This is a genomic window from Nocardioides phosphati (assembly GCF_014646375.1).
Taxonomy (GTDB): domain Bacteria; phylum Actinomycetota; class Actinomycetes; order Propionibacteriales; family Nocardioidaceae; genus Nocardioides; species Nocardioides phosphati.
In genome coordinates this window covers 22072-41014 of the sequence record NZ_BMNI01000007.1, presented here as the reverse complement: position 1 = coordinate 41014, position 18943 = coordinate 22072, and the positions used below count along the sequence as shown (strand labels likewise).

General features: G+C 71.4%; 19 protein-coding genes. All 19 read right to left on the bottom strand.

The window, feature by feature from the left end:
• Window positions 1–56: 56 nt before the first annotated feature.
• The 19 genes from metK to efp all read right to left on the bottom strand — a co-directional run bounded on the left by metK (window position 57) and on the right by efp (window position 18916).
• Window positions 57–1256, bottom strand: a complete 1200-nt coding sequence (gene metK / locus IEX47_RS13290; protein ID WP_229662864.1) for a methionine adenosyltransferase — start codon at window positions 1254–1256, stop codon at window positions 57–59.
• A gap of 76 nt (window positions 1257–1332) precedes the next feature.
• Entirely contained in the window at window positions 1333–2547 is a 1215-nt protein-coding gene (coaBC, locus tag IEX47_RS13285; RefSeq protein ID WP_188784494.1) for a bifunctional phosphopantothenoylcysteine decarboxylase/phosphopantothenate--cysteine ligase CoaBC, read from the bottom strand.
• A 16-nt stretch (window positions 2548–2563) separates the two neighbouring features.
• Window positions 2564–2893, bottom strand: coding sequence for a DNA-directed RNA polymerase subunit omega (gene rpoZ / locus IEX47_RS13280; RefSeq protein ID WP_188784493.1), 330 nt, complete (start codon window positions 2891–2893; stop codon window positions 2564–2566).
• Between the two features lie 62 nt (window positions 2894–2955).
• A complete protein-coding gene (gmk, locus tag IEX47_RS13275; protein ID WP_188784492.1) occupies window positions 2956–3522 on the bottom strand; it encodes a guanylate kinase in 567 nt (188 codons plus the stop codon).
• Window positions 3522–3839: an integration host factor, actinobacterial type gene (mihF, locus tag IEX47_RS13270; protein ID WP_107699602.1), complete on the bottom strand. Its 318-nt coding sequence runs from the start codon at window positions 3837–3839 to the stop codon at window positions 3522–3524. Before mihF ends, gmk begins: the two co-directional genes overlap by 1 nt.
• Before the next feature lie 98 nt (window positions 3840–3937).
• Window positions 3938–4327 carry a hypothetical protein gene (locus IEX47_RS13265; protein ID WP_188784491.1) on the bottom strand — a complete coding sequence of 130 codons (390 nt, stop codon included), beginning with the start codon at window positions 4325–4327 and terminating at the stop codon, window positions 3938–3940.
• Between the two features lie 10 nt (window positions 4328–4337).
• Entirely contained in the window at window positions 4338–5165 is an 828-nt protein-coding gene (pyrF, locus tag IEX47_RS13260) for an orotidine-5'-phosphate decarboxylase (protein ID WP_188784490.1), read from the bottom strand.
• A complete protein-coding gene (locus tag IEX47_RS13255; RefSeq protein WP_188784489.1) occupies window positions 5165–5965 on the bottom strand; it encodes a tRNA-dihydrouridine synthase in 801 nt (266 codons plus the stop codon). The genes pyrF and IEX47_RS13255 overlap by 1 nt, the downstream gene beginning before the upstream one ends.
• Complete coding sequence (locus tag IEX47_RS13250) at window positions 5962–6774, bottom strand: iron-sulfur cluster-binding protein (protein ID WP_188784488.1); 813 nt, start codon at window positions 6772–6774, stop codon at window positions 5962–5964. The genes IEX47_RS13255 and IEX47_RS13250 overlap by 4 nt, the downstream gene beginning before the upstream one ends.
• 10 nt (window positions 6775–6784) lie before the next feature.
• The gene (locus IEX47_RS13245; RefSeq protein ID WP_188784487.1) at window positions 6785–7840 is read right to left on the bottom strand and encodes a quinone-dependent dihydroorotate dehydrogenase; all 1056 of its coding nucleotides are present in this window, start codon (window positions 7838–7840) and stop codon (window positions 6785–6787) included.
• A complete protein-coding gene (carB, locus tag IEX47_RS13240; RefSeq protein ID WP_188784486.1) occupies window positions 7837–11166 on the bottom strand; it encodes a carbamoyl-phosphate synthase large subunit in 3330 nt (1109 codons plus the stop codon). Before carB ends, IEX47_RS13245 begins: the two co-directional genes overlap by 4 nt.
• Before the next feature lie 6 nt (window positions 11167–11172).
• Complete coding sequence (gene carA / locus IEX47_RS13235) at window positions 11173–12294, bottom strand: glutamine-hydrolyzing carbamoyl-phosphate synthase small subunit (RefSeq protein ID WP_188784485.1); 1122 nt, start codon at window positions 12292–12294, stop codon at window positions 11173–11175.
• Window positions 12294–13589, bottom strand: coding sequence for a dihydroorotase (locus IEX47_RS13230; protein WP_188784484.1), 1296 nt, complete (start codon window positions 13587–13589; stop codon window positions 12294–12296). The genes carA and IEX47_RS13230 overlap by 1 nt, the downstream gene beginning before the upstream one ends.
• Window positions 13590–13593: 4 nt before the next feature.
• Complete coding sequence (locus IEX47_RS13225; protein WP_188784483.1) at window positions 13594–14544, bottom strand: aspartate carbamoyltransferase catalytic subunit; 951 nt, start codon at window positions 14542–14544, stop codon at window positions 13594–13596.
• Window positions 14541–15134, bottom strand: coding sequence for a bifunctional pyr operon transcriptional regulator/uracil phosphoribosyltransferase PyrR (gene pyrR, locus IEX47_RS13220; RefSeq protein ID WP_188784482.1), 594 nt, complete (start codon window positions 15132–15134; stop codon window positions 14541–14543). Before pyrR ends, IEX47_RS13225 begins: the two co-directional genes overlap by 4 nt.
• Window positions 15135–15246: 112 nt before the next feature.
• Window positions 15247–16059, bottom strand: coding sequence for a DUF1206 domain-containing protein (locus IEX47_RS13215; protein WP_188784481.1), 813 nt, complete (start codon window positions 16057–16059; stop codon window positions 15247–15249).
• Window positions 16060–16099: 40 nt separating this feature from the next.
• Complete coding sequence (locus IEX47_RS13210) at window positions 16100–17824, bottom strand: TIGR03767 family metallophosphoesterase (protein ID WP_188784480.1); 1725 nt, start codon at window positions 17822–17824, stop codon at window positions 16100–16102.
• A 127-nt stretch (window positions 17825–17951) separates the two neighbouring features.
• Complete coding sequence (gene nusB / locus IEX47_RS13205; protein ID WP_188784479.1) at window positions 17952–18350, bottom strand: transcription antitermination factor NusB; 399 nt, start codon at window positions 18348–18350, stop codon at window positions 17952–17954.
• Window positions 18350–18916 carry an elongation factor P gene (gene efp, locus IEX47_RS13200; protein WP_188784478.1) on the bottom strand — a complete coding sequence of 189 codons (567 nt, stop codon included), beginning with the start codon at window positions 18914–18916 and terminating at the stop codon, window positions 18350–18352. The genes nusB and efp overlap by 1 nt, the downstream gene beginning before the upstream one ends.
• Between the last annotated feature and the right edge of the window lie 27 nt (window positions 18917–18943).

The window sequence follows — 18943 nt, the reverse complement described above, 5'->3', positions numbered from 1 at the left end:
CGACCGCGTCGTACCGCCTGTGGACAGGGGTACGACGCGGTCGTGTGTGCGCTGGATCAGATGCCCGCCGCGGCCTTGAGGGCCTCGGCGCGGTCGGTGCGCTCCCACGTGAACTCGGGGAGCTCGCGGCCGAAGTGGCCGTACGCCGCGGTCTTGGCGTAGATCGGGCGGCGCAGGTCGAGGTCGCGCAGGATCGCGGCCGGGCGCAGGTCGAAGACCTCGAGCACGGCCTCCTGGATCTTCTCGTCCGGGACGACGCCGGTGCCGAAGGTCTCGACGAAGACACCGACGGGCTTGGCGACACCGATGGCGTACGCGACCTGGACCTCGGCGCGACGGGCCAGGCCCGCGGCGACGATGTTCTTCGCGACCCAGCGCATGGCGTAGGCGGCCGAGCGGTCGACCTTCGACGGGTCCTTGCCGGAGAACGCGCCACCACCGTGACGGGCCATGCCGCCGTAGGTGTCGACGATGATCTTGCGACCGGTCAGGCCCGCGTCACCCATCGGGCCGCCGATCACGAACCGGCCGGTCGGGTTGATGTAGAGCTTGTGGCCCTCGGACGGGACCGAGCCCTTGAACTGCTCGAGGACCGGCTCGATGACGTGGACGGTGATGTCCTTGGCGAGGGTCTCCTGGTCGACGTCCTCGGAGTGCTGGGTCGACAGGACGACGGCGTCGACGCGCACGGCGCGGTCGTCCTCGTCGTACTCGATGGTGACCTGGGTCTTGCCGTCGGGACGGAGGTACGGCAGCGTGCCGTCCTTGCGCACCGCGGTCAGTCGCTCGGCGAGCGTCTGGGCCATCTTGATCGGGAGCGGGAAGAGCTCGGGCGTGTCGTCGCAGGCGTAGCCGAACATCAGGCCCTGGTCGCCGGCGCCCTGCTTGTCGAGCTCGTCGCCGGAGCCGTCGACGCGCTCCTCGAAGGCGTCGTCGACGCCCTGCGCGATGTCGGGCGACTGGGCGCCGATGGCGATCTGCACGCCGCACGAGTTGCCGTCGAAGCCCTTGTCGGAGGCGTCGTAGCCGATCTCGAGGACCTTCGCGCGGACGAGCTGGGCGATCGGGGCGTACGTCGAGGTGGTGACCTCGCCCGCGACCATGACGAGGCCCGTCGTCACGAGCGTCTCGACGGCCACGCGGCTCATCGGGTCGTCGGTCAGCAGCGCGTCGAGGATCGTGTCGCTGATCTGGTCAGCGATCTTGTCGGGGTGACCCTCGGTCACGGACTCCGAGGTGAAGAGGCGTCCAGCCACAGTCGTTCCACTCCCATGCATTGGTGCGATGTCTGACTCAAAGATAGGACGGACCCTACAGGTCCGCGGTGCCGTTTCAGGGGCGAAGAACGGCGGTGACCTGGTCCCAGATGGCGTGGGCGATGCTCGCCTTGCTCCCCCGCGGGACCTCGGACCGGGTGCCGTCGGCCCCGAGGATGACCGCCTCGTTGTCCGGGCTGCCGAAGACGGCGCCACCGGAGACGTCGTTGACGACCAGGAGGTCGCAGCCCTTGCGGGCCAGCTTGGCCGTGGCCAGCTCGAGGACGGACCCGGTCGCGTCTCCGGTCTCGGCGGCGAAGCCGACCACCACCTGGTGCTCGCGCAGGCGGTGCTGCGAGATCTCCTTGAGGATGTCGGGGTTCTGCTCGAGCGTGATCGAGGGAGCAGAGCCGTCGTCGGCCTTCTTGATCTTGGCGTCGCTGACGGCGGTGGGCCGGAAGTCGGCGGGTGCCGCGGCCATGACGACCGCGTCAGCCGAGGGGGCTGCGGTGAGCACGGCGTCACGCAGCTGTGCGGTCGTCTCGACGCGCACGACCTTGACGCCTGCGGGATCGGGCAAGGTCACGTTGGCAGCCACGAGGGTGACCTCGGCGCCGCGGGCGGCCGCCGCGCGGGCCAGTGCGTAGCCCTGGAGGCCGCTCGAGCGGTTGCCGAGGAAGCGCACCGGGTCGAGGTACTCCCGCGTGCCGCCGGCCGAGACCACGACGTGGCGGCCGGCCAGGTCGGGCGCGACCGCGCCGCGCGCGAGCACGTCGAGCGCGAGCTCGAAGATCTCCGCCGGGTCGGGCAGCCGGCCCTTGCCGGTGTCCTTGCCGGTCAGGCGGCCCTCGGCCGGCTCGATGACGACAGCCCCGCGCTCACGGAGCGTGCGGACGTTGGCCTGCGTGGCCGGGTGCTCCCACATCTCCGTGTGCATCGCCGGGGCGAAGACCACGGGGCAGCGCGCCGTGAGGAGGGTGTTCGTCAGCAGGTCGTCGGCCAGGCCGTGGGCGGCCTTGGCCATGATGTCCGCGGTCGCGGGCGCGACCACGACCAGGTCGGCGTGCTGGCCGATGTGGACGTGCGGAACCGCCTCGACGCGCGTCCACACGTCGGCCGCCACCGGCTTGCCCGACAGGGCAGCCCAGGTGGGCGCCCCGACGAACTCCAGTGCGGCCGCCGTGGGAACGACGGTCACGTCGTGGCCGGACTCGGTGAAGCGCCGCAGCAGCTCGCACGACTTGTACGCCGCGATGCCGCCGCTGACGCCGAGGACGACCCGCGGCGACATCGGACTCAGCCCCGGATCACTCGGAGGCGGTGAACGAGCCGGCGTCGGCAGCCGCGGCGGCCTGGGCGGCCTCCTCAGCGGCGATCTCGGCCGGGTCGATGTCCTCGCAGGTCAGCAGGTCAGCGTTGATCTCGCGGAGCGCGATCGACAGCGGCTTCTCCTGCACGTGGGTGTCGACGAGCGGGCCGACGTACTCGAGAAGGCCCTCGCCGAGCTGCGAGTAGTAGGCGTTGATCTGCCGGGCCCGCTTCGCGCTGTAGAGGACCAGCTTGTACTTCGAGTCGGTCTTCGTCAGCAGGTCGTCGATCGACGGGTTGGTGACACCCTCGCCGGTGGGAGCAGACACGTGGGAACGCCTTAAATTCGGGGAACTGGGGTGGAACAGGAGTGCGAGACGGCGACGCCGACTCAGACACGCATCAACTTTACCAACTCCGCGGCTGCCTCGTGAACTTCGTGGTTGACGATCGTCACGTCGAACTCCGCCTCGGCGGCCAGCTCGACCTTCGCGGTCGCCAGCCGGCGCTCGCGCTCGGCCTCCGTCTCGGTGCCGCGACCGACGAGCCGGCGGACCAGCTCCTCCCAGGACGGGGGCGCGAGGAAGACCAGGAGGGCCTCCGGCATGTTGGCCTTGACCTGCCGAGCGCCCTGGAGGTCGATCTCCAGCATGGCGGGCCGGCCCTCGGCGAGAGCGGCCTCGACCGGCTTGCGCGGGGTGCCGTACTTGGCGTGGCCGTGGACGACGGCGTACTCCAGGAGGTCACCCTCGGCGATCATCCGGTCGAACTCTTCGTCGGAGACGAAGTGGTAGTGCTCGCCATCGACCTCGCCGGGGCGCGGCTTGCGCGTCGTCGCCGAGACCGAGATCCAGACGTCGGGGTAGTCCTCACGGACGGCGGCAGCCACGGTGCCCTTGCCGACGGCCGTCGGGCCGGCCAGCACCAGGAGGCGTGGACCGGCAGTCGCATCAGCCATCAGTCGCGGGTGAACTCGGCCTCGAGGGCCGCGACCTGCTTGGCACCCAGGCCGCGCACGCGGCGGCTCTCGGCGATCGCGAGGCGCTCCATGAGCTGGCGAGCGCGCACCTTGCCCAGGCCCGGCATCGACTGGAGCAGGTCGACGACCTTCATCTTGCCGACGACCTCGTTGACCTGGCCCTCGCGGATCACGTCCATGATCGAGGCGCCGGAATTCTTCAGCCGGTTCTTGACCTCGGCGCGCTCCCGGCGGGAGGCGGCGGCCTTGTCGAGGGCAGCCTGGCGTTGTTCCGGGGTCAGCTGGGGCAGGGCCACGTGTCAGGTCCTCGCGTCGGGTCGGGCGGGCAGGCGGCCAATCTAGTCACGACATCCCACACCGGGCAACGCGGACCGGACAAGTGAGCAGGTCGCGGTCAGAAGAGCGCGGTGTGGCAGACGTCGCGGGCTTCCTGCTCGACCGTGTCGGCAGCGTGGCGGACGTCAGGCGAGGCCAGCTTGAGCGCCGCCTGGTGGGTCGCCTTCGTGTCGTGGGCCTTCAGCGCCTCGGCGAGGTCCTCGACGGCGCCCACGAGCGTCCGCCACTCACCCCGTACGTCGTCGGGAGCCGCGTCAGCGAGGTCGCGAAGCGTGGGCAACGCCTCGACGAGGCCCTGCTTGGCGCCGCCCTCGTCGAGCGCCTTGCCGAGCGTGGGCGCGGCGTCCTTGACGTGGCCGCACCACTGCTCCTGCTCGCTCGCGCAGGCGGTGGTGGTGAGGCAGGCCGCCACGAGGGCGACGGCGACGAGCGGCTTCATCGGCTGCATCGGCACGGCCTCACAGGAGCGCGGCGAACTGGTCGTTGGCCCGCGCCGCCGCATCGCGCAGCGCCTGCACGGACGGACCGGCACCGAGGATCTCGCGGGTGGAGGTCGGGACGACGTTGCGGACCGCGGCGCCGAAGATCCGGCGTACGTCCTCGGCGGTGCCGCCCTGTGCGCCGATGCCGGGCACGAGCAGCGGGCCGTTGATGTCGAGCGCCTCGTCGGTGGAGCCGATCGTCGCGCCGACGACGGCGCCGAAGGAGCCCAGCGGGTCGGCGCCCTCGTTGGCGGCGCGGAGGCCGGCCAGGACCTCGCCGGCGATCGTGGAGCCGTCTGCGGTGCGGGCGTGCTGGAAGCGCGGCGCCTCGGGGTTGGAGGTGAGGGCGAGCGCGAAGACGCCGGCGCCGTGCCGCGCAGCCGTCTCGATCATGGGCAGGAGCGACCCGAACCCGAGGTAGGGGCTGGCGGTGATCGCGTCGGAGGCCAGCGGGCTCGCCGGGTCGAGGTAGGCGTCGGCGTAGGCCTGGGCGGTCGTGCCGATGTCGCCCCGCTTCACGTCGAGGATGACCAGGCAGCCGGCCTCGCGGGACGCGGCGATGACCTTCTCGAGGACGGCGACGCCGCGCGAGCCGTGGCGCTCGAAGAAGGCGGACTGCGGCTTGATCGAGGAGACGACCGGGGCCAGGGCCTCGACCGCCGTCATGGCGAAGCGCTCGCAGCCATCGGCGGTGTCGGGCAGTCCCCAGGCCTCGAGCAGCGAGGCGTGCGGATCGATTCCGGGACAGAGCGGGCCGCGGTCGGTCATGGCGGCGCGGAGGCGGGCGCCGAACGGCTGAGTCATCAGGACTGCTCCTCGAGCTCGGAGGTGATGCGGGCGAGTGCGGACGGGTCGTGCAGCAGGGCGGAGCCGACCTGCACCGCGCCGGCGCCGGCGGCCCCGAAGGCGCGGACGTCGGCGGCGGTGGCCACTCCCCCGACGCCGACCAGCGGGAACTCCGGCAGCTCGGCGCGCACGGTGCGGACGGCGCGGAGCGCGACCGGCAGGACCGCCGGGCCGGACAGCTCCGCGGGCGTGCCGTTGTCGAGCGCAGCCGGAAGCGCGCCGCCGATCACGAGCGCGTCGCAGCCCACCTCGGCGACGGCACGGGCGACGGCCGGCAGGCGGCGTACGTCGGCACCGAGCTTGACGTGGAGGGCGAGGTTGTCGGGCAGGATGTCGAGCACGGCCCGGACGGCCTCGGCGGCACCGCGGGGCGTCGAGCCGTCGTGGAGCCGCTGCGAGGCCGCATCGTCGACGGCGAGGTTGAGCTCGATGCCGGACAGGCCGGGCGCGGTCGCCAGGCGGCGTACGACGGCGGCGATGTCGGCAGGGCTGGAGCCCGCGACCGAGGCCCACGTGGCCACGCCCTGCTGCGCCAGCCAGGGCAGCTCAGCGGTCAGGAAGCGGTCCACGCCCGGGTTCTGCAGCTGGTGGGCGCGGACCAGGCCGCCGCGGGACTCCGCGATGCGGAGGCGCCCGCCACGACGCGGGTCGAGGGTCAGCGTGCGGGTGACGAAGCCGGCGAGCGCCGTCAGGTCGGCGTACGGCGCGAGCTCGCGGCCGGTACCGCCGCAGCCCGCGGCGACGTGGAGGGCGATCACAGCAGCCCCCACTGGATCCGGTCGCCACGGAAGACAGGTCCCTCGGCGCAGGCGCGGACCCGGTGCGCGATGGCGTCCTCGCCGACGGCGGGCACGATGCAGCCGTGGCACAGGCCGGTGCCGCACGGCTGCGGGACCTCCAGGGCGACCTGGCTCCACGCGCCGTGCTGCTCGGAGATGCCGGCGACCGCGTGGAGCGTGCTGGTGGGGCCGGCGGCGTAGACGACCGACGCCTCCGAGCGCTGCAGCGCACCGGGCAGCGCCTGCGCGACACTCCCCTGCGCTCCCATGGAACCGTCGGCGGTGACGACCGTGACGGCCCGGGCCGAGCGGCGTACGTCGAGGCCGTCGATCACCTCCGAGGCGGTGTCGCCGGCGAGGAGGAACGTCACCGGACAGCCCCGCTCGACCAGGCGCTCGGCGAGCGGGAAGAGCGCGCTCGCGGCGTAGCCCTCACCGACGAGGAGGCACGGCACGGCCTCCTTGGGCTGGGCGAACGGGCGGCCCAGCGGACCGACCAGGTCGACCGGTGACCCGACCGGCAGTCCGGCGAGCCACTGCCCGCCGACGCCGTCGGGCCGGACCACGAGGTCCACGGTGGCGCCGTGCGTGCTCGAGGCCCGCACGCGGTGCACCCAGTAGCTGCGACGCAGCAGGTGCGCGTCACCCGGGCCGGGGCTGCCGAGCGCAACGCTGACGAAGTTGCCCGGCCGGAAGGTCTCCACGACGCCGGGTGCCGCGAGCGTGACGTGCTGGAAGGCACCCACGCGCTCGCTGACCCGCACCTCCGCGGTGGCCTGGCCTGTCATTGGCGGTCCGTCATCGGCGGGGCTGCACCCCGCGCACGATCCGGCGGGGCCACAGCGGGCCCTCGTAGATGAACGCCGTGTAGCCCTGCAGCAGGTCGGCGCCAGCGTCGAGCCGGGCGCGGGCGTCGTCGACGGTGGTGATGCCGCCGACGCCGATCAGGGTCAGGTCGTCGCCGACGCGACCCTTGAGGAGCCGGAGCACCTCGAGCGAGCGCTGCGTGAGCGGTCGGCCGGAGAGGCCGCCTGCACCGATCTCGGCGACACGGGCTGCCGGGGATGCGAGCCCGTCGCGCGAGATCGTGGTGTTGGTCGCCGTGATGCCGTCGAGGCCGATCGCCTTCGCCATGTCGGCGACGGCGAGCACGTCGTCGTCGGCCAGGTCCGGCGCGATCTTCACGACCAGCGGGACGCGACGGTCGGTGACCACCTCGTCGGTGCGCCTGCGCACCGCCTCGAGGAGCGGAGCGAGCTTCTCGACCGCCTGGAGGTTGCGCAGGCCCGGGGTGTTGGGCGAGCTGACGTTGACGACGAGGTAGTCGGCGTACCGCGCGAGGTGGTCGACGGACCGCTCGTGGTCGGCGATGACGGCGGCGATGTCGTCGTCGGGCACGACCTTGGTCTTGCCGATGTTGACGCCGACCACGGGGCCGCGCCTGTCACCCAGACGCGCGGCTCGCTCGGCGAGCCGGCGCCCGACGACTTCGGCACCGTCGTTGTTGAAGCCCATGCGGTTGACGACCGCGCGGTCGTCGAGGAGGCGGAAGAGACGCGGCTTCGGGTTGCCCGGCTGGGCGTGGCCCGTGACCGTGCCGACCTCGACGTGACCGAAGCCGAGGCCCGCGATCGCGTCGATGCCGACGGCGTTCTTGTCGAAGCCCGCGGCGAGGCCGAGCACGTTGGGGAACTGCAGCCCCATCGCCGAGACCGGCTCCGCCTTCAGCGTGCAGCCCCACGCCTTCGTGGCGAGCCTGCCCGCACGGATCGCCGCGAACGCCTGCTCGTGCGCCTTCTCGGGATCCATCTTCGAGAAGACGCCGTCGAAGAGGACGTCGTAGGGCTTCCTCACCCCTGCACCTCGACCGGGGCGGCGGCGATCTCCGGCGTGATGATCTCGGCCCACTCCTGGAGGGAGCGGACGCCGATGTCGCCGCCGCGCACCGCCGCGATGCCCTGGACCGCGGCAGCCGCGCCCTGGACGGTGGTGATGCACGGCGTGCCGGTGAGGACGGCGGCGGCACGGATCTCGTAGCCGTCGACACGCGCCTCGGAGGCCGAGCCGTTGGGGGTGTTGACGATCAGGTCGATCTCGCCGTCGAGGATCATCTGGACCGAGGTCTTCTCGCCCTCGTCGCCCTCGCCCTCGAAGTGCTTGCGCACCACGGTGGCGTCGATGCCGTTGCGGCGGAGCACCTCGACCGTGCCCTGCGTGGCGAGCAGCTCGAAGCCGTAGTCCGCCAGCACCCGGGCCGGGAAGATCATCGAGCGCTTGTCGCGGTTGGCGATCGAGATGAAGACCTTGCCCGACGTCGGCAGCGGACCGTACGCCGCGGCCTGGGCCTTGCTGAAGGCCGTGCCGAAGTCGGCGTCGAAGCCCATGACCTCACCGGTCGACTTCATCTCCGGGCCGAGCACGGAGTCGACGAACTTGCCCTCCGGCGTGCGGAACCGGTTGAACGGCAGGACCGCCTCCTTGACCGCGATCGGGGCGTCGGCCGGCAGCATGCCGCCGTCGCCCTCCGCCGGGAGGACACCGGCCTTGCGCAGCTCGGCGATCGTCTCGCCCATCATCACGCGGCTCGCGGCCTTGGCCAGCGAGGTGCCGGTCGCCTTGGAGACGAACGGGACCGTGCGGGAGGCCCGCGGGTTGGCCTCGAGCACGTAGAGCACGTCGGAGCCGAGCGCGAACTGGATGTTGATCAGGCCACGCACGCCGACGCCCTTGGCGATGCCCTCGGTCGCGGCGCGGATCCGCTTGATCTCGGCGGCGCCGAGGGTGATCGGCGGGAGCGCACAGCTCGAGTCACCGGAATGGATGCCGGCCTCCTCGATGTGCTCCATGACGCCGCCGAGGAAGAGCTCCTCGCCGTCGTAGAGCGCGTCCACGTCGATCTCGACGGCGTCGTCGATGAACCGGTCGATGAGGACCGGACGGTCCTCGCTGATCAGGTCCGTCGCCGCGGCGAGGTAGGACTCGAGCTGGTCGTCGGAGTAGACGATCTGCATGCCGCGGCCGCCGAGGACGTACGACGGGCGCACGAGCACCGGGTAGCCGATGCCGTGGGCGATGTCGCGGGCGTCCTCGAAGGAGACCGCCGTGCCGTGCTTCGGCGCGACCAGGCCGGCCTCGTCGAGCACCCGGCCGAAGGCGCCGCGCTCCTCGGCGAGGTCGATCGCCTCGGGCTGCGTGCCGACGATCGGGACACCGGCGTCCTTGAGGCCCTGGGCCAGGCCGAGCGGCGTCTGGCCACCGAGCGTCGCGATGACACCGGCGACCGGTCCGCAGGCGAGCTCGGCGTGGTAGATCTCGAGGACGTCCTCGAGCGTCAGCGGCTCGAAGTAGAGGCGGTCAGCGGTGTCGTAGTCGGTCGAGACCGTCTCCGGGTTGCAGTTGACCATGATCGTCTCGTAGCCGGCCTTGGAGAGCTCCAGGGCGGCGTGCACGCACGAGTAGTCGAACTCGATGCCCTGGCCGATGCGGTTGGGGCCCGAGCCGAGGATCAGCACCGCCGGCTTGGTGCGCGGCATGACCTCGGTCTCCTCGTCGTACGACGAGTAGTGGTACGGCGTCTTGGCCGCGAACTCGGCGGCGCAGGTGTCGACCGTCTTGTAGACCGGGCGTACGCCGGTGGCCCAGCGCGCCGCGCGGACCTCGGCCTCGGACAGACCGCGGATGTCGGCGACCTGGGCGTCCGAGAGCCCGTGGCGCTTGGCGAGCCGCAGCGTGGCCTCGTCGAGCGCGGGCGCCGCGGTGGTGGCCTCGGCGACCTCGTGGATGAGGAAGAGCTGGTCGACGAACCAGGGGTCGATCTTCGTGGACTCGAAGATCTCCTCCTGCGTCGCGCCGGCGCGGATCGCCTGCATGACCTTCTGGACGCGGCCGTCGTGCGGGCGCTTGATCAGCTCGAGCAGCTCGGCCTTGTCGCCCGCGTCGCCGGTGAAGCGGAACGGGGCGGCCTTGTTCTCCATGGAGCGGAGCGCCTTGTTGAACGCCTCGGTGAAGTTGCGGCCGATCGACATCGCCTCGCCCACGGACTTCATGTGCGTGGTGAGGGTGTCGTCGGCGGTCGGGAACTTCTCGAACGCGAAGCGCGGGACCTTCACGACGACGTAGTCGAGCGTGGGCTCGAACGACGCGGCGGTGTCCTCGGTGATGTCGTTGGCGATCTCGTCGAGCGTGTAGCCGATGGCGACCTTCGCGGCGATCTTGGCGATCGGGTAGCCGGTGGCCTTGGACGCCAGCGCGGAGGAGCGCGACACACGCGGGTTCATCTCGATCACGATGACGCGGCCGTCGGCCGGGTTCACGGCGTACTGGATGTTGCAGCCGCCGGTGTCGACGCCGACCTCGCGGATGATGCCGATCGCCAGGTCGCGCAGGTGCTGGTACTCGCGGTCGGTGAGCGTCATCGCCGGGGCGACGGTGATCGAGTCACCGGTGTGGGTGCCCATCGGGTCGAAGTTCTCGATGGAGCAGATGATCACGACGTTGTCGTTCTTGTCGCGCATCACCTCCAGCTCGTACTCCTTCCAGCCGAGGATCGACTCCTCGATGAGGACCTCGGTGGTCGGCGACGCGGAGAGGCCGGCGCCCGCCAGGCGGCGCAGCTCCTCCTCGTTGAACGCGATGCCGGAGCCGGTGCCGCCCATGGTGAAGGACGGGCGGATGACGACCGGGTAGACGCCGCCGAGCTTGTCGACAGCCGCCACGACCTCGTCCATCGTGTGGCAGATCTCGGAGCGGCAGACCTCGCCGCCGATCTTCTCGACGATCGCGTTGAAGAGCTCGCGGTTCTCGCCGCGGTGGATCGCGTCGAAGTTGGCGCCGATCATCTCGACGCCGTACTTCTCGAGGACGCCGTTCTCGTGCGCGGCGATGGCCGCGTTGAGGGCGGTCTGGCCACCGAGGGTCGGCAGGATCGCGTCGGGGCGCTCCTTGGCGATGACCTTCTCGACGAACTCGGGCGTGATCGGCTCGACGTACGTCGCGTCGGCGAACTCCGGGTCGGTCATGATCGTGGCCGGGTTGGAGTTGATGAGGATGACCCGCAGGCCCTCCGCCTTGAGGATGCGGCAGGCCTGGGTGCCGGAGTAGTCGAACTCGCAGGCCTGGCCGATGATGATCGGGCCGGAGCCGATGACGAGGACGGACTTGATGTCGTCGCGCTTGGGCATCTGTGATCAGGCCTTCCGGTTGTTCATGAGCTCGACGAAGCGGTCGAAGAGGTACGCCGCGTCGTGCGGGCCGGCTGCCGCCTCGGGGTGGTACTGCACGGAGAAGGCCTTGAGGCCCTTCTCGTCCTGCAGCTCCAGGCCCTCGACGCAGTCGTCGTTGAGGTTGATGTGCGAGACCGTGGCCTCGCCGTACGGCGTGGTGGTGGAGCCCTCGAGCGGGGCGTCGACCGCGAAGCCGTGGTTGTGCGCGGTGACCTCGACCTTGCCGGTCGTGCGGTCCATCACCGGCTGGTTGATGCCGCGGTGGCCGTACTTCAGCTTGTAGGTGCCGAAGCCGAGCGCGCGGCCGAAGAGCTGGTTGCCGAAGCAGATGCCGAAGTACGGGATGCCCGCACCCAGCGCCGCCTGCAGCAGCTCGACCTGGCCGGTGGTCGCGGCCGGGTCACCCGGGCCGTTGGAGAAGAAGAGCCCGTCGGGGTTGACCGCCTGGACGTCCTCGAGCGTGGCGGTCGAGGGCAGCACGTGGACCTCGATGCCGCGCTCGGCCATCATCCGCGGCGTGTTCGCCTTGATGCCGAGGTCGACAGCGGCGACGGTGAGCTTCTTCTCGCCCACCGCAGGGACGACGTACGCCTCCTGCGTGGTGACCGCGTCGGAGAGGTTGGAGCCCGCCATCTCGGCCGACTGCTGCACCTTGACCAGGAGGGCGGCCGGGTCCGTCTCGACCGTGGAGATGCCGACGCGCATCGCGCCGGCCTCGCGGAGGTGGCGGGTGAGCGCGCGGGTGTCGATGCCGGAGATGCCGACGACGCCCTGCTTGCTGAGCTCGTCGTCGAGCGAGCGGACCGAGCGCCAGTTGGAGGGCACGCGGGCGGGGTCGCGCACGACGTAGCCGGCGACCCAGATCTTGCGGGACTCCGGGTCCTCGTCGTTCATGCCGGTGTTGCCGACGTGCGGCGCGGTCATGACGACGACCTGGCGGTGGTACGACGGGTCGGTCAGCGTCTCCTGGTAGCCGGACATGCCGGTGGAGAAGACGGCTTCGCCGAAGGTCTCACCTTCGGCGCCGAAGGACTCGCCGCGGAAGGTGCGTCCGTCCTCGAGAACGAGCAGGGCGGGCTTGAGCATCAGACCAGCTTTCCTTCCATCACGGTTGCGTTGCCACGCAGGTAGGTGGCGTGCACGGCACCGGTCAGCTCGCGACCGTGCCAGGGGTTGTTGCGGGACAGCGACACGCTCGCGTCGCGGTCCACGGTGACCTTCGCCGACGGGTCGACGAGGGTGAGGTTGGCGGGGGCGCCGACGGCCAGCTCGCGGCCGTGGCCGTCGAGGCCGGCGATCCGCGCCGGGTTGACCGAGAGCACCCGGGCGACGCCGGCCCAGGCGAGCAGGCCGGTCTCGACCATCGTCGTGGTGACGACGGAGAGCGCCTGCTCCAGGCCGAGCATGCCGAACGCCGCGTCGACGAAGGCGTGCTCCTTGTCGTGGCGTGCGTGCGGGGCGTGGTCGGTCGCGACGGCGTCGATGACACCCTCGGCGAGCGCGGCCCGGAGCGCCTGGACGTCCTCGGCCGGGCGCAGCGGCGGGTTGACCTTGTACGTCGGGTCGTAGCCGACGAGCTCGTCGGTGGTGAGGATCAGGTGGTGGGGCGTGACCTCGCAGGTGACGTCGATGCCCTGCGCCTTGGCCCAGCGGACGACCTCGACCGAGCCGGCCGTGGACACGTGGGCGACGTGCACGCGGCTGCCGGTGTGGCGCGCGAGCATGACGTCGCGCGCGACGATGACCTCCTCGGCCACGCCGGGCCAGCCGGGCAGGCCGAGCTGGCCGGAGAGCTCGCCCTCGTGGCAGCACGCGCTGCCGTACGGCGCGAGCGTCGGGTCCTGGGCGTGCTGCGAGACGACGCCGCCGAATGCCTTGACGTACTCCAGCGCCCGGCGCATGACGCGGGCGTCGTGGACGCACTTGCCGTCGTCGGAGAAGACCCGGACCTTGGCGCGGCTACGGGCCATCAGGCCGAGCTCGGCGAGCTCGTGGCCCTCGAGGCCCTTGGTGACCGCGCCGACCGGCTGCACGTCGACCAGGCCCGCGGTGCGACCGAGGTCGAAGACCCGCTCGGCGGCCTCGGCCGTGTCGGTCACCGGGTTCGTGTTGGCCATGGCGAGGACGGCTGTGAAGCCACCGACCGCAGCCGCCTGCGAGCCGGTCAGGATCGTCTCGGCGTCCTCCCGGCCGGGCTGGCGCAGGTGGGTGTGCAGGTCGACGAAGCCCGGCAGCGCGACCAGGCCGTCGGCGTCGACCTCGACCGCGCCGGCGGCGCTGAGGCCGCTGCCGATCTCGGCGATCACACCGTCGACGAGCAGCAGGTCGGCCGCCTCGCCGCCGAGGATCCGGGCGCCCTTGATGAGGGTCTTGTCAGTCATGGAGTCACTCCCCCGCGTGGTCAGTGGTCGTGCTGGGGCCGGCCAGCAGGTGGTAGAGCACGGACATGCGGACCGCGACACCCGCGGAGACCTGGTCGAGCACGGCGCTGGTGGCGGCGTCGGCGGCCTCCGGCGCGATCTCGAGCCCGCGGTTCATCGGGCCGGGGTGCAGGATCGGCGCGCCGTCCTTGAGCAGCTTGAGGCGGTCGCGGGTCAGGCCGTAGCCGACGGTGTACTCCCGCGCGGTCGGGAAGTAGCCGCCGCTCATCCGCTCCTTCTGGACGCGGAGCATCATCACGGCGTCGGCGGTGGGCAGCACCGCGTCGACGTCGTACGACGTGGCGAAGCCGGCGTCCTTGGACCAGGCGGTGATGCCGCTGGGCATCAGCGTCGGCGGGGCAACGACCGTGACCTCCGCGCCGAGCTTGGTCAGGCACTTCACCCCGGAGCGGAAGACGCGCGAGTGGGTCAGGTCGCCGATGATCGCGATGTGGCGCCCCTCGAGCGAGCCGAGGTGCCGGGTGAGCGTGTAGGCGTCGAGCAGGGCCTGCGTCGGGTGCTCGTGGGTGCCGTCGCCGGCGTTGATGACCGGGATGTCGAGCCAGCCGGCCACCTGCTGGGCGGCACCGGAGGCCGAGTGGCGCATGACCAGGCCGTCGATGCCCATCGCGGTCACCGTCAGCACGGTGTCGCGCAGGGACTCGCCCTTGGAGGTGCTCGAGCCCTTGGCGGACAGGTTGATGACGTCGGCGGAGAGCCACTTGCCCGCGATCTCGAAGCTCGACCGGGTGCGGGTGGAGTCCTCGAAGAAGAGGTTGATCACGGTCTTGCCACGCAGCGCCGGCAGCTTCTTCACGTCGCGGCGCTGCACGTCGTGCATCTCCGCGGCGGTCTCGAAGAGCGTGGCGATGTCGTCGGCGGTGACGTCGTCGATGGAGAGCAGGTGCTTCTTCACGCCCCCGTCCCTTCTGCGATGCGCACCTCGTCGGTGCCGTCGGTCTCGGCCAGCCGGACGCTCACGCGCTCGGTCCGGGCGCTGGGCAGGTTCTTGCCGACGTGGTCGGCGCGGATCGGCAGCTCGCGGTGGCCACGGTCCACCAGCACCGCCAGGCGTACGACGGCCGGCCGGCCGAGGTCGGACAGCGCGTCGAGCGCGGCCCGGATCGTGCGCCCGGAGTAGAGGACGTCGTCGACGAGCACGACGGTCTTGCCGTCGATGCCGCCGGGCGGCACCTGGGTCTTGTGGGGGCTGCGCGTGGGGTGCGACTTGAGGTCGTCGCGGTACATCGTCACGTCGAGCGCACCGACCGGGACGGTCGTGCCCTCGACGGCCTGGATCTTCTCCGCGATCCGCTGGGCGAGCGGGACGCCGCGCGTGGGCAGGCCGAGGAGCACCAGGTCGGCGGCGTTCCTGTTGCGCTCGAGGATCTCGTGCGAGATGCGGCTCAGCGCGCGGTTGACGTCCTGCGAGTCGAGCACGACGCGACCGGAACCGGTCGACTCATCGGGGGAAGAACCCTCGGGGACCAGGTCATGGGTAGGCATCAGCGCTGCTGACTCCTTCTCCGCCTCACGGGACGGCTCGTTAAAGGATGTCGAACGACGCCCACCCTAACAGGCGCACGGCCGCATCCCCGAACCCGGTCCCGCGGGCCCGTCACCGCGACAGGTGGCGCGCCCGCACGAGCTGGAAGACGCCGTAGCAGGCGAGTCCGACCGCGATCGCGCCGAGCAGCCAGGGCCCGGCGGGCTCGCGCAGGAGGCGTCCGAGCGCCTGGTCGAGCCCTCCCGAGCGCCGCGGGTCGTGCGTGGCCGCGGCCCAGATGAAGAGTCCTCCCACGATCCCGAAGGCGAGTCCCTTGGCGACGTACCCGATGGTGCCGACGAGGAGGTAGAGCGAGCCACTCTCGCCGCTGCGCCCCTCGGCATCGAGGTGCTCGCGGTGGCGACCGCTGAGCCCGCGCCAGCACATGCCGACCGTGTAGCCGAGGAGCGCGACGCCGACCCCGGCGACGAGCCACGGTCCGCCGGGCCAGCCCATCATCCGGGCGGACCAGCCCTGCTCCTTCTGGCCGGGCCGCGAGCTGCCGTGGCCGAGCAGGACGGAGACTGCGCTCGCGCCGATGGCGCCGTAGGCGATGCCCTTGGCGGCTGCCACGGCACGGTGCCGCCAGCGCTCCCCCGGGTCCTCGTCGCCGTGCTCGACGAACACCTCGAGGACCCGCCAGACCACCAGGACGGCCATGCCGATGGCGACGAGCAGGACCGCGGCCATGCCGAACGGCTGCTCGGCGAGCTGGTGAACCGCGCCTCGCCGGTCGAGCCGGCCCTGCCGGTTCCCCAGCGCCAGCTGCAGCGCGAGCCACGCCAGGACGAGGTGGACCAGCCCGTAGGCGACCAGTCCGAAGCGCACACCCGCGTCCAGCAGGTCGCTCCGATCGGCCCGCTCGACCTCGCCCTTGACGCTCACGGGCAGACGGTTCCCCGATCGCGTGCCGCGCAGTCGCCCGCTACGGCTTCTGGATCACCAGCTCGACGTTGCGGTCGCTCAGCGCACCGCTGCGGTTGGAGGTGTGCTCCTGCCAGTCGTTGGCGCTCAGCTCGCGCGCCAGCGCCGCCAGCTGCACGGTGTTCGCCAGGCTCCCGGAGTACGACGCCGGGGCGGCGTGGTCGACCATCGTGCAGAAGATGGACAGCGTGCCGTCGGCGTTGTCGGCGATCTCGAGCAGACGCGACTGCTGCGGGAAGTCGACGTGGGAGGCGGTGTTGATCTCCCAGAAGCCGCGCTTGCCGCCCGGCCGGGCCCAGACCTGGTTGCGGTGGGTGTGGCCGTTGACCCAGGCGATGACGCGCGGGTGGTCCTGGAGCAGCGCGACGACCGCGGGGCCCTGGACGCGGGGCGACAGGTCGCCCCCGGTCACGATGAGCGGGTTGTCCATGGTCTCGCTCGTGTGGTGGCTGCAGACGACCTGCAGCGCCGCACGCGGCGCCGCCAGCTCGGCGGTCAGCCAGTCCATCTGCGGCTGGTCGATCGACCCGTTGGAATAGCCGTTGGGGTTCACCGTGTCGAGCACGAGGAACTGCACGTCGCCCCGCACGAACGTGTAGTAGGCCGTGCCCTGCGCGCGGTTGTCGGCCGTGTAGCCGTGGCCGACCGGGGTGCCGGTGGTGGTGAAGTGCTCCTCGACGATCTGGCGCCGGTTCAGGATCCGGCGGTCCTTGTCGGGGCTGACCAGCCGGACGTGCGTGCCGATCTCGAGGGTGTTCAGCAGGTTGTTGAGCAGGCCGAGCGGGTCGGTGCGCAGGGCGTGGAGCAGGTCGGCCTGGCTGAGGCCCGCGGGCGGGCTGATGATCTTGAGGCTGCCCGTCGCGATGGCGCTCATGCCGGCGCCGAGGGTGCCCGGCGGGAAGTTGCCCTGCACTCCCCCGTCGTGGTTGCCGAACGCCGTGAACCACGGCATCCGCAGGCCCACGGGTGCGAACGGACGGCGTGCGGCATCGAGCAGGCCGGGCACCGTCGGGAAGCCGTACTCGCGGCGCGGCAGGTCGACGGGCCGCAGCAGCGGCTGGCCGTCGGGGTGCCAGTAGTGCGGGTCGTAGCTCAGGAAGTCCTGGTCGGCCACGCCCTCCCACTTCGACCGGTTGCCCGAGTCCGGCGTGAGGACGGTGCCGCCGGAGAGGACGTCGATGTTCCAACGCGTCTCGTTGTACTGCGCGTTGTCGGCGTTGTCGCCGGTCTGGATCGCGAAGTCGAGCGGCAGGCCGGTCACCGGTGAGGCGGACGCGACGTCGTTGATCGCGCGGACCATCGCGTCGGCGACCTGCGTCGAGAGCATCTCGTGCGCCCGGTACGCCGACGAGGCCAGCCCGGTCGTCGGGTCGCCGTCGATGTCGGTGTCGTCGAAGCGGTCCACCCACTCCAGGCGCATCGGCGACTGCGCGTCGACGATGTGGACGTCGGAGAGCTGCGCGAAGGCGAGTACGCCGCGACGGCGCGTGGCGCGGTCGGCCGCCGGCACCACGAACTCGGTGCGCACGGTGTGCGGCTCCCCCGGTCCTGCGACCACCTTGCGGTAGCCGCCGGTGCCCGCGGGACCGCGCTGCCACGTGCGGGCCAGCGTCGTACCGGCTGCGGAGACGGAGCCGGCCGCGAGGGCGAGCTGGGGGCGGACGATGCCGGCGACGGCTGCTGCCGCGAGACCGGTCCGGATCAGGCTACGGCGGGTGATCTGCACCACAGCACCTTAAGTTACCGACGGGTCAATCCGCTGCACTTCCGCCCACCCGATTCCGGGACGAGGCCGGGAACGCGAACGGCCCGTCGTGCTCCCCGCAGGGACCACGACGGGCCGAAGGCGATGCTCAGGCGGACTTGCGCTGGATCGCGCCGAGCACGCCGTTGACGAAGGCCGGTGACTCGTCGGTCGACAGGTCGCGGACCAGGTTCATCGCCTCGGTGATGGCAACCGCGGCGGGCACGTCGTCGACGTACAGCAGCTCGTAGACGCCGAGACGGAGCACGTTGCGGTCGACCGCCGGCATCCGCTCGAGCGACCAGCCCTGAGCCGACTCGGTGAGCAGCACGTCGATCTCCTCGGCATGCTCGAGAACGCCCAGCACCAGCGTCGTCGTGTAGGGGTTCGTCGGACCCTCGCCGTCCTCGATCGCGCGGTCGAGCGCGTCGCGCGCGCTCTCCCCGCGGAGCTCGGAGGCGAACAGCAGGTCAAGAGCCCGCTTGCGGGCCTTGCCGCGAGCGCTCATCAGCCCTTCACTCGGGACAGGTAGGCGCCGCCCTCGCGGGTGTCGACCTTGATCTTCTCGCCGTTCTCGATGAAGAGCGGGACCTGGATCTCGTGCCCGGTCTCGAGCGTGGCCGGCTTGGTGCGGCCGGTCGCGGAGTCACCGACGACGCCGGGCTCGGTGTACTGGATCACGAGCTCGACCGAGGCCGGGAGCTCGACGTACAGGACGCGGCCCTCGTTCATCGCGATGATGACGTCCATGTTCTCGAGGAGGTAGTTGGGCGCGTCGCCCATGAGCTCCGGCTGGACCTCGACCTGCTCGAACGTGTCGCCGTCCATGAAGACGTACGCCTGGCCGTCGTTGTAGAGGTACTGGTACGTGCGCTTGTCGACCGTGGCGGTCTCGACCTTGGTGCCGGCGTTGAAGGTCTTGTCGACGTTCTTGCCCGACTCGACGTTCTTGAGCTTCGTGCGGACGAACGCGGGGCCCTTGCCCGGCTTCACGTGCTGGAACTCGACGACCTGCCAGAGCTGGCCTTCCAGGTTGAGAACCATGCCGTTCTTCAGGTCGTTGGTGGTAGCCATGCGCGCGTGAACCTCTTCATGTGTCAG

Excerpts from the sequence above, each read along its gene's own strand:
- coaBC (WP_188784494.1), bottom strand. The coding sequence starts at position 2,547 with ATGTCGCCGCGGGTCGTCCTCGGCGTCAGCGGCGGCATCGCGGCGTAC.
- gmk (WP_188784492.1), bottom strand. The coding sequence starts at position 3,522 with ATGGCTGATGCGACTGCCGGTCCACGCCTCCTGGTGCTGGCCGGCCCG.
- IEX47_RS13265 (WP_188784491.1), bottom strand. The coding sequence starts at position 4,327 with ATGCAGCCGATGAAGCCGCTCGTCGCCGTCGCCCTCGTGGCGGCCTGC.
- pyrF (WP_188784490.1), bottom strand. The coding sequence starts at position 5,165 with ATGACTCAGCCGTTCGGCGCCCGCCTCCGCGCCGCCATGACCGACCGC.
- IEX47_RS13250 (WP_188784488.1), bottom strand. The coding sequence starts at position 6,774 with ATGACAGGCCAGGCCACCGCGGAGGTGCGGGTCAGCGAGCGCGTGGGT.
- carB (WP_188784486.1), bottom strand. The coding sequence starts at position 11,166 with ATGCCCAAGCGCGACGACATCAAGTCCGTCCTCGTCATCGGCTCCGGC.
- carA (WP_188784485.1), bottom strand. The coding sequence starts at position 12,294 with ATGCTCAAGCCCGCCCTGCTCGTTCTCGAGGACGGACGCACCTTCCGC.
- IEX47_RS13230 (WP_188784484.1), bottom strand. The coding sequence starts at position 13,589 with ATGACTGACAAGACCCTCATCAAGGGCGCCCGGATCCTCGGCGGCGAG.
- pyrR (WP_188784482.1), bottom strand. The coding sequence starts at position 15,134 with ATGCCTACCCATGACCTGGTCCCCGAGGGTTCTTCCCCCGATGAGTCG.
- nusB (WP_188784479.1), bottom strand. The coding sequence starts at position 18,350 with ATGAGCGCTCGCGGCAAGGCCCGCAAGCGGGCTCTTGACCTGCTGTTC.
- efp (WP_188784478.1), bottom strand. The coding sequence starts at position 18,916 with ATGGCTACCACCAACGACCTGAAGAACGGCATGGTTCTCAACCTGGAA.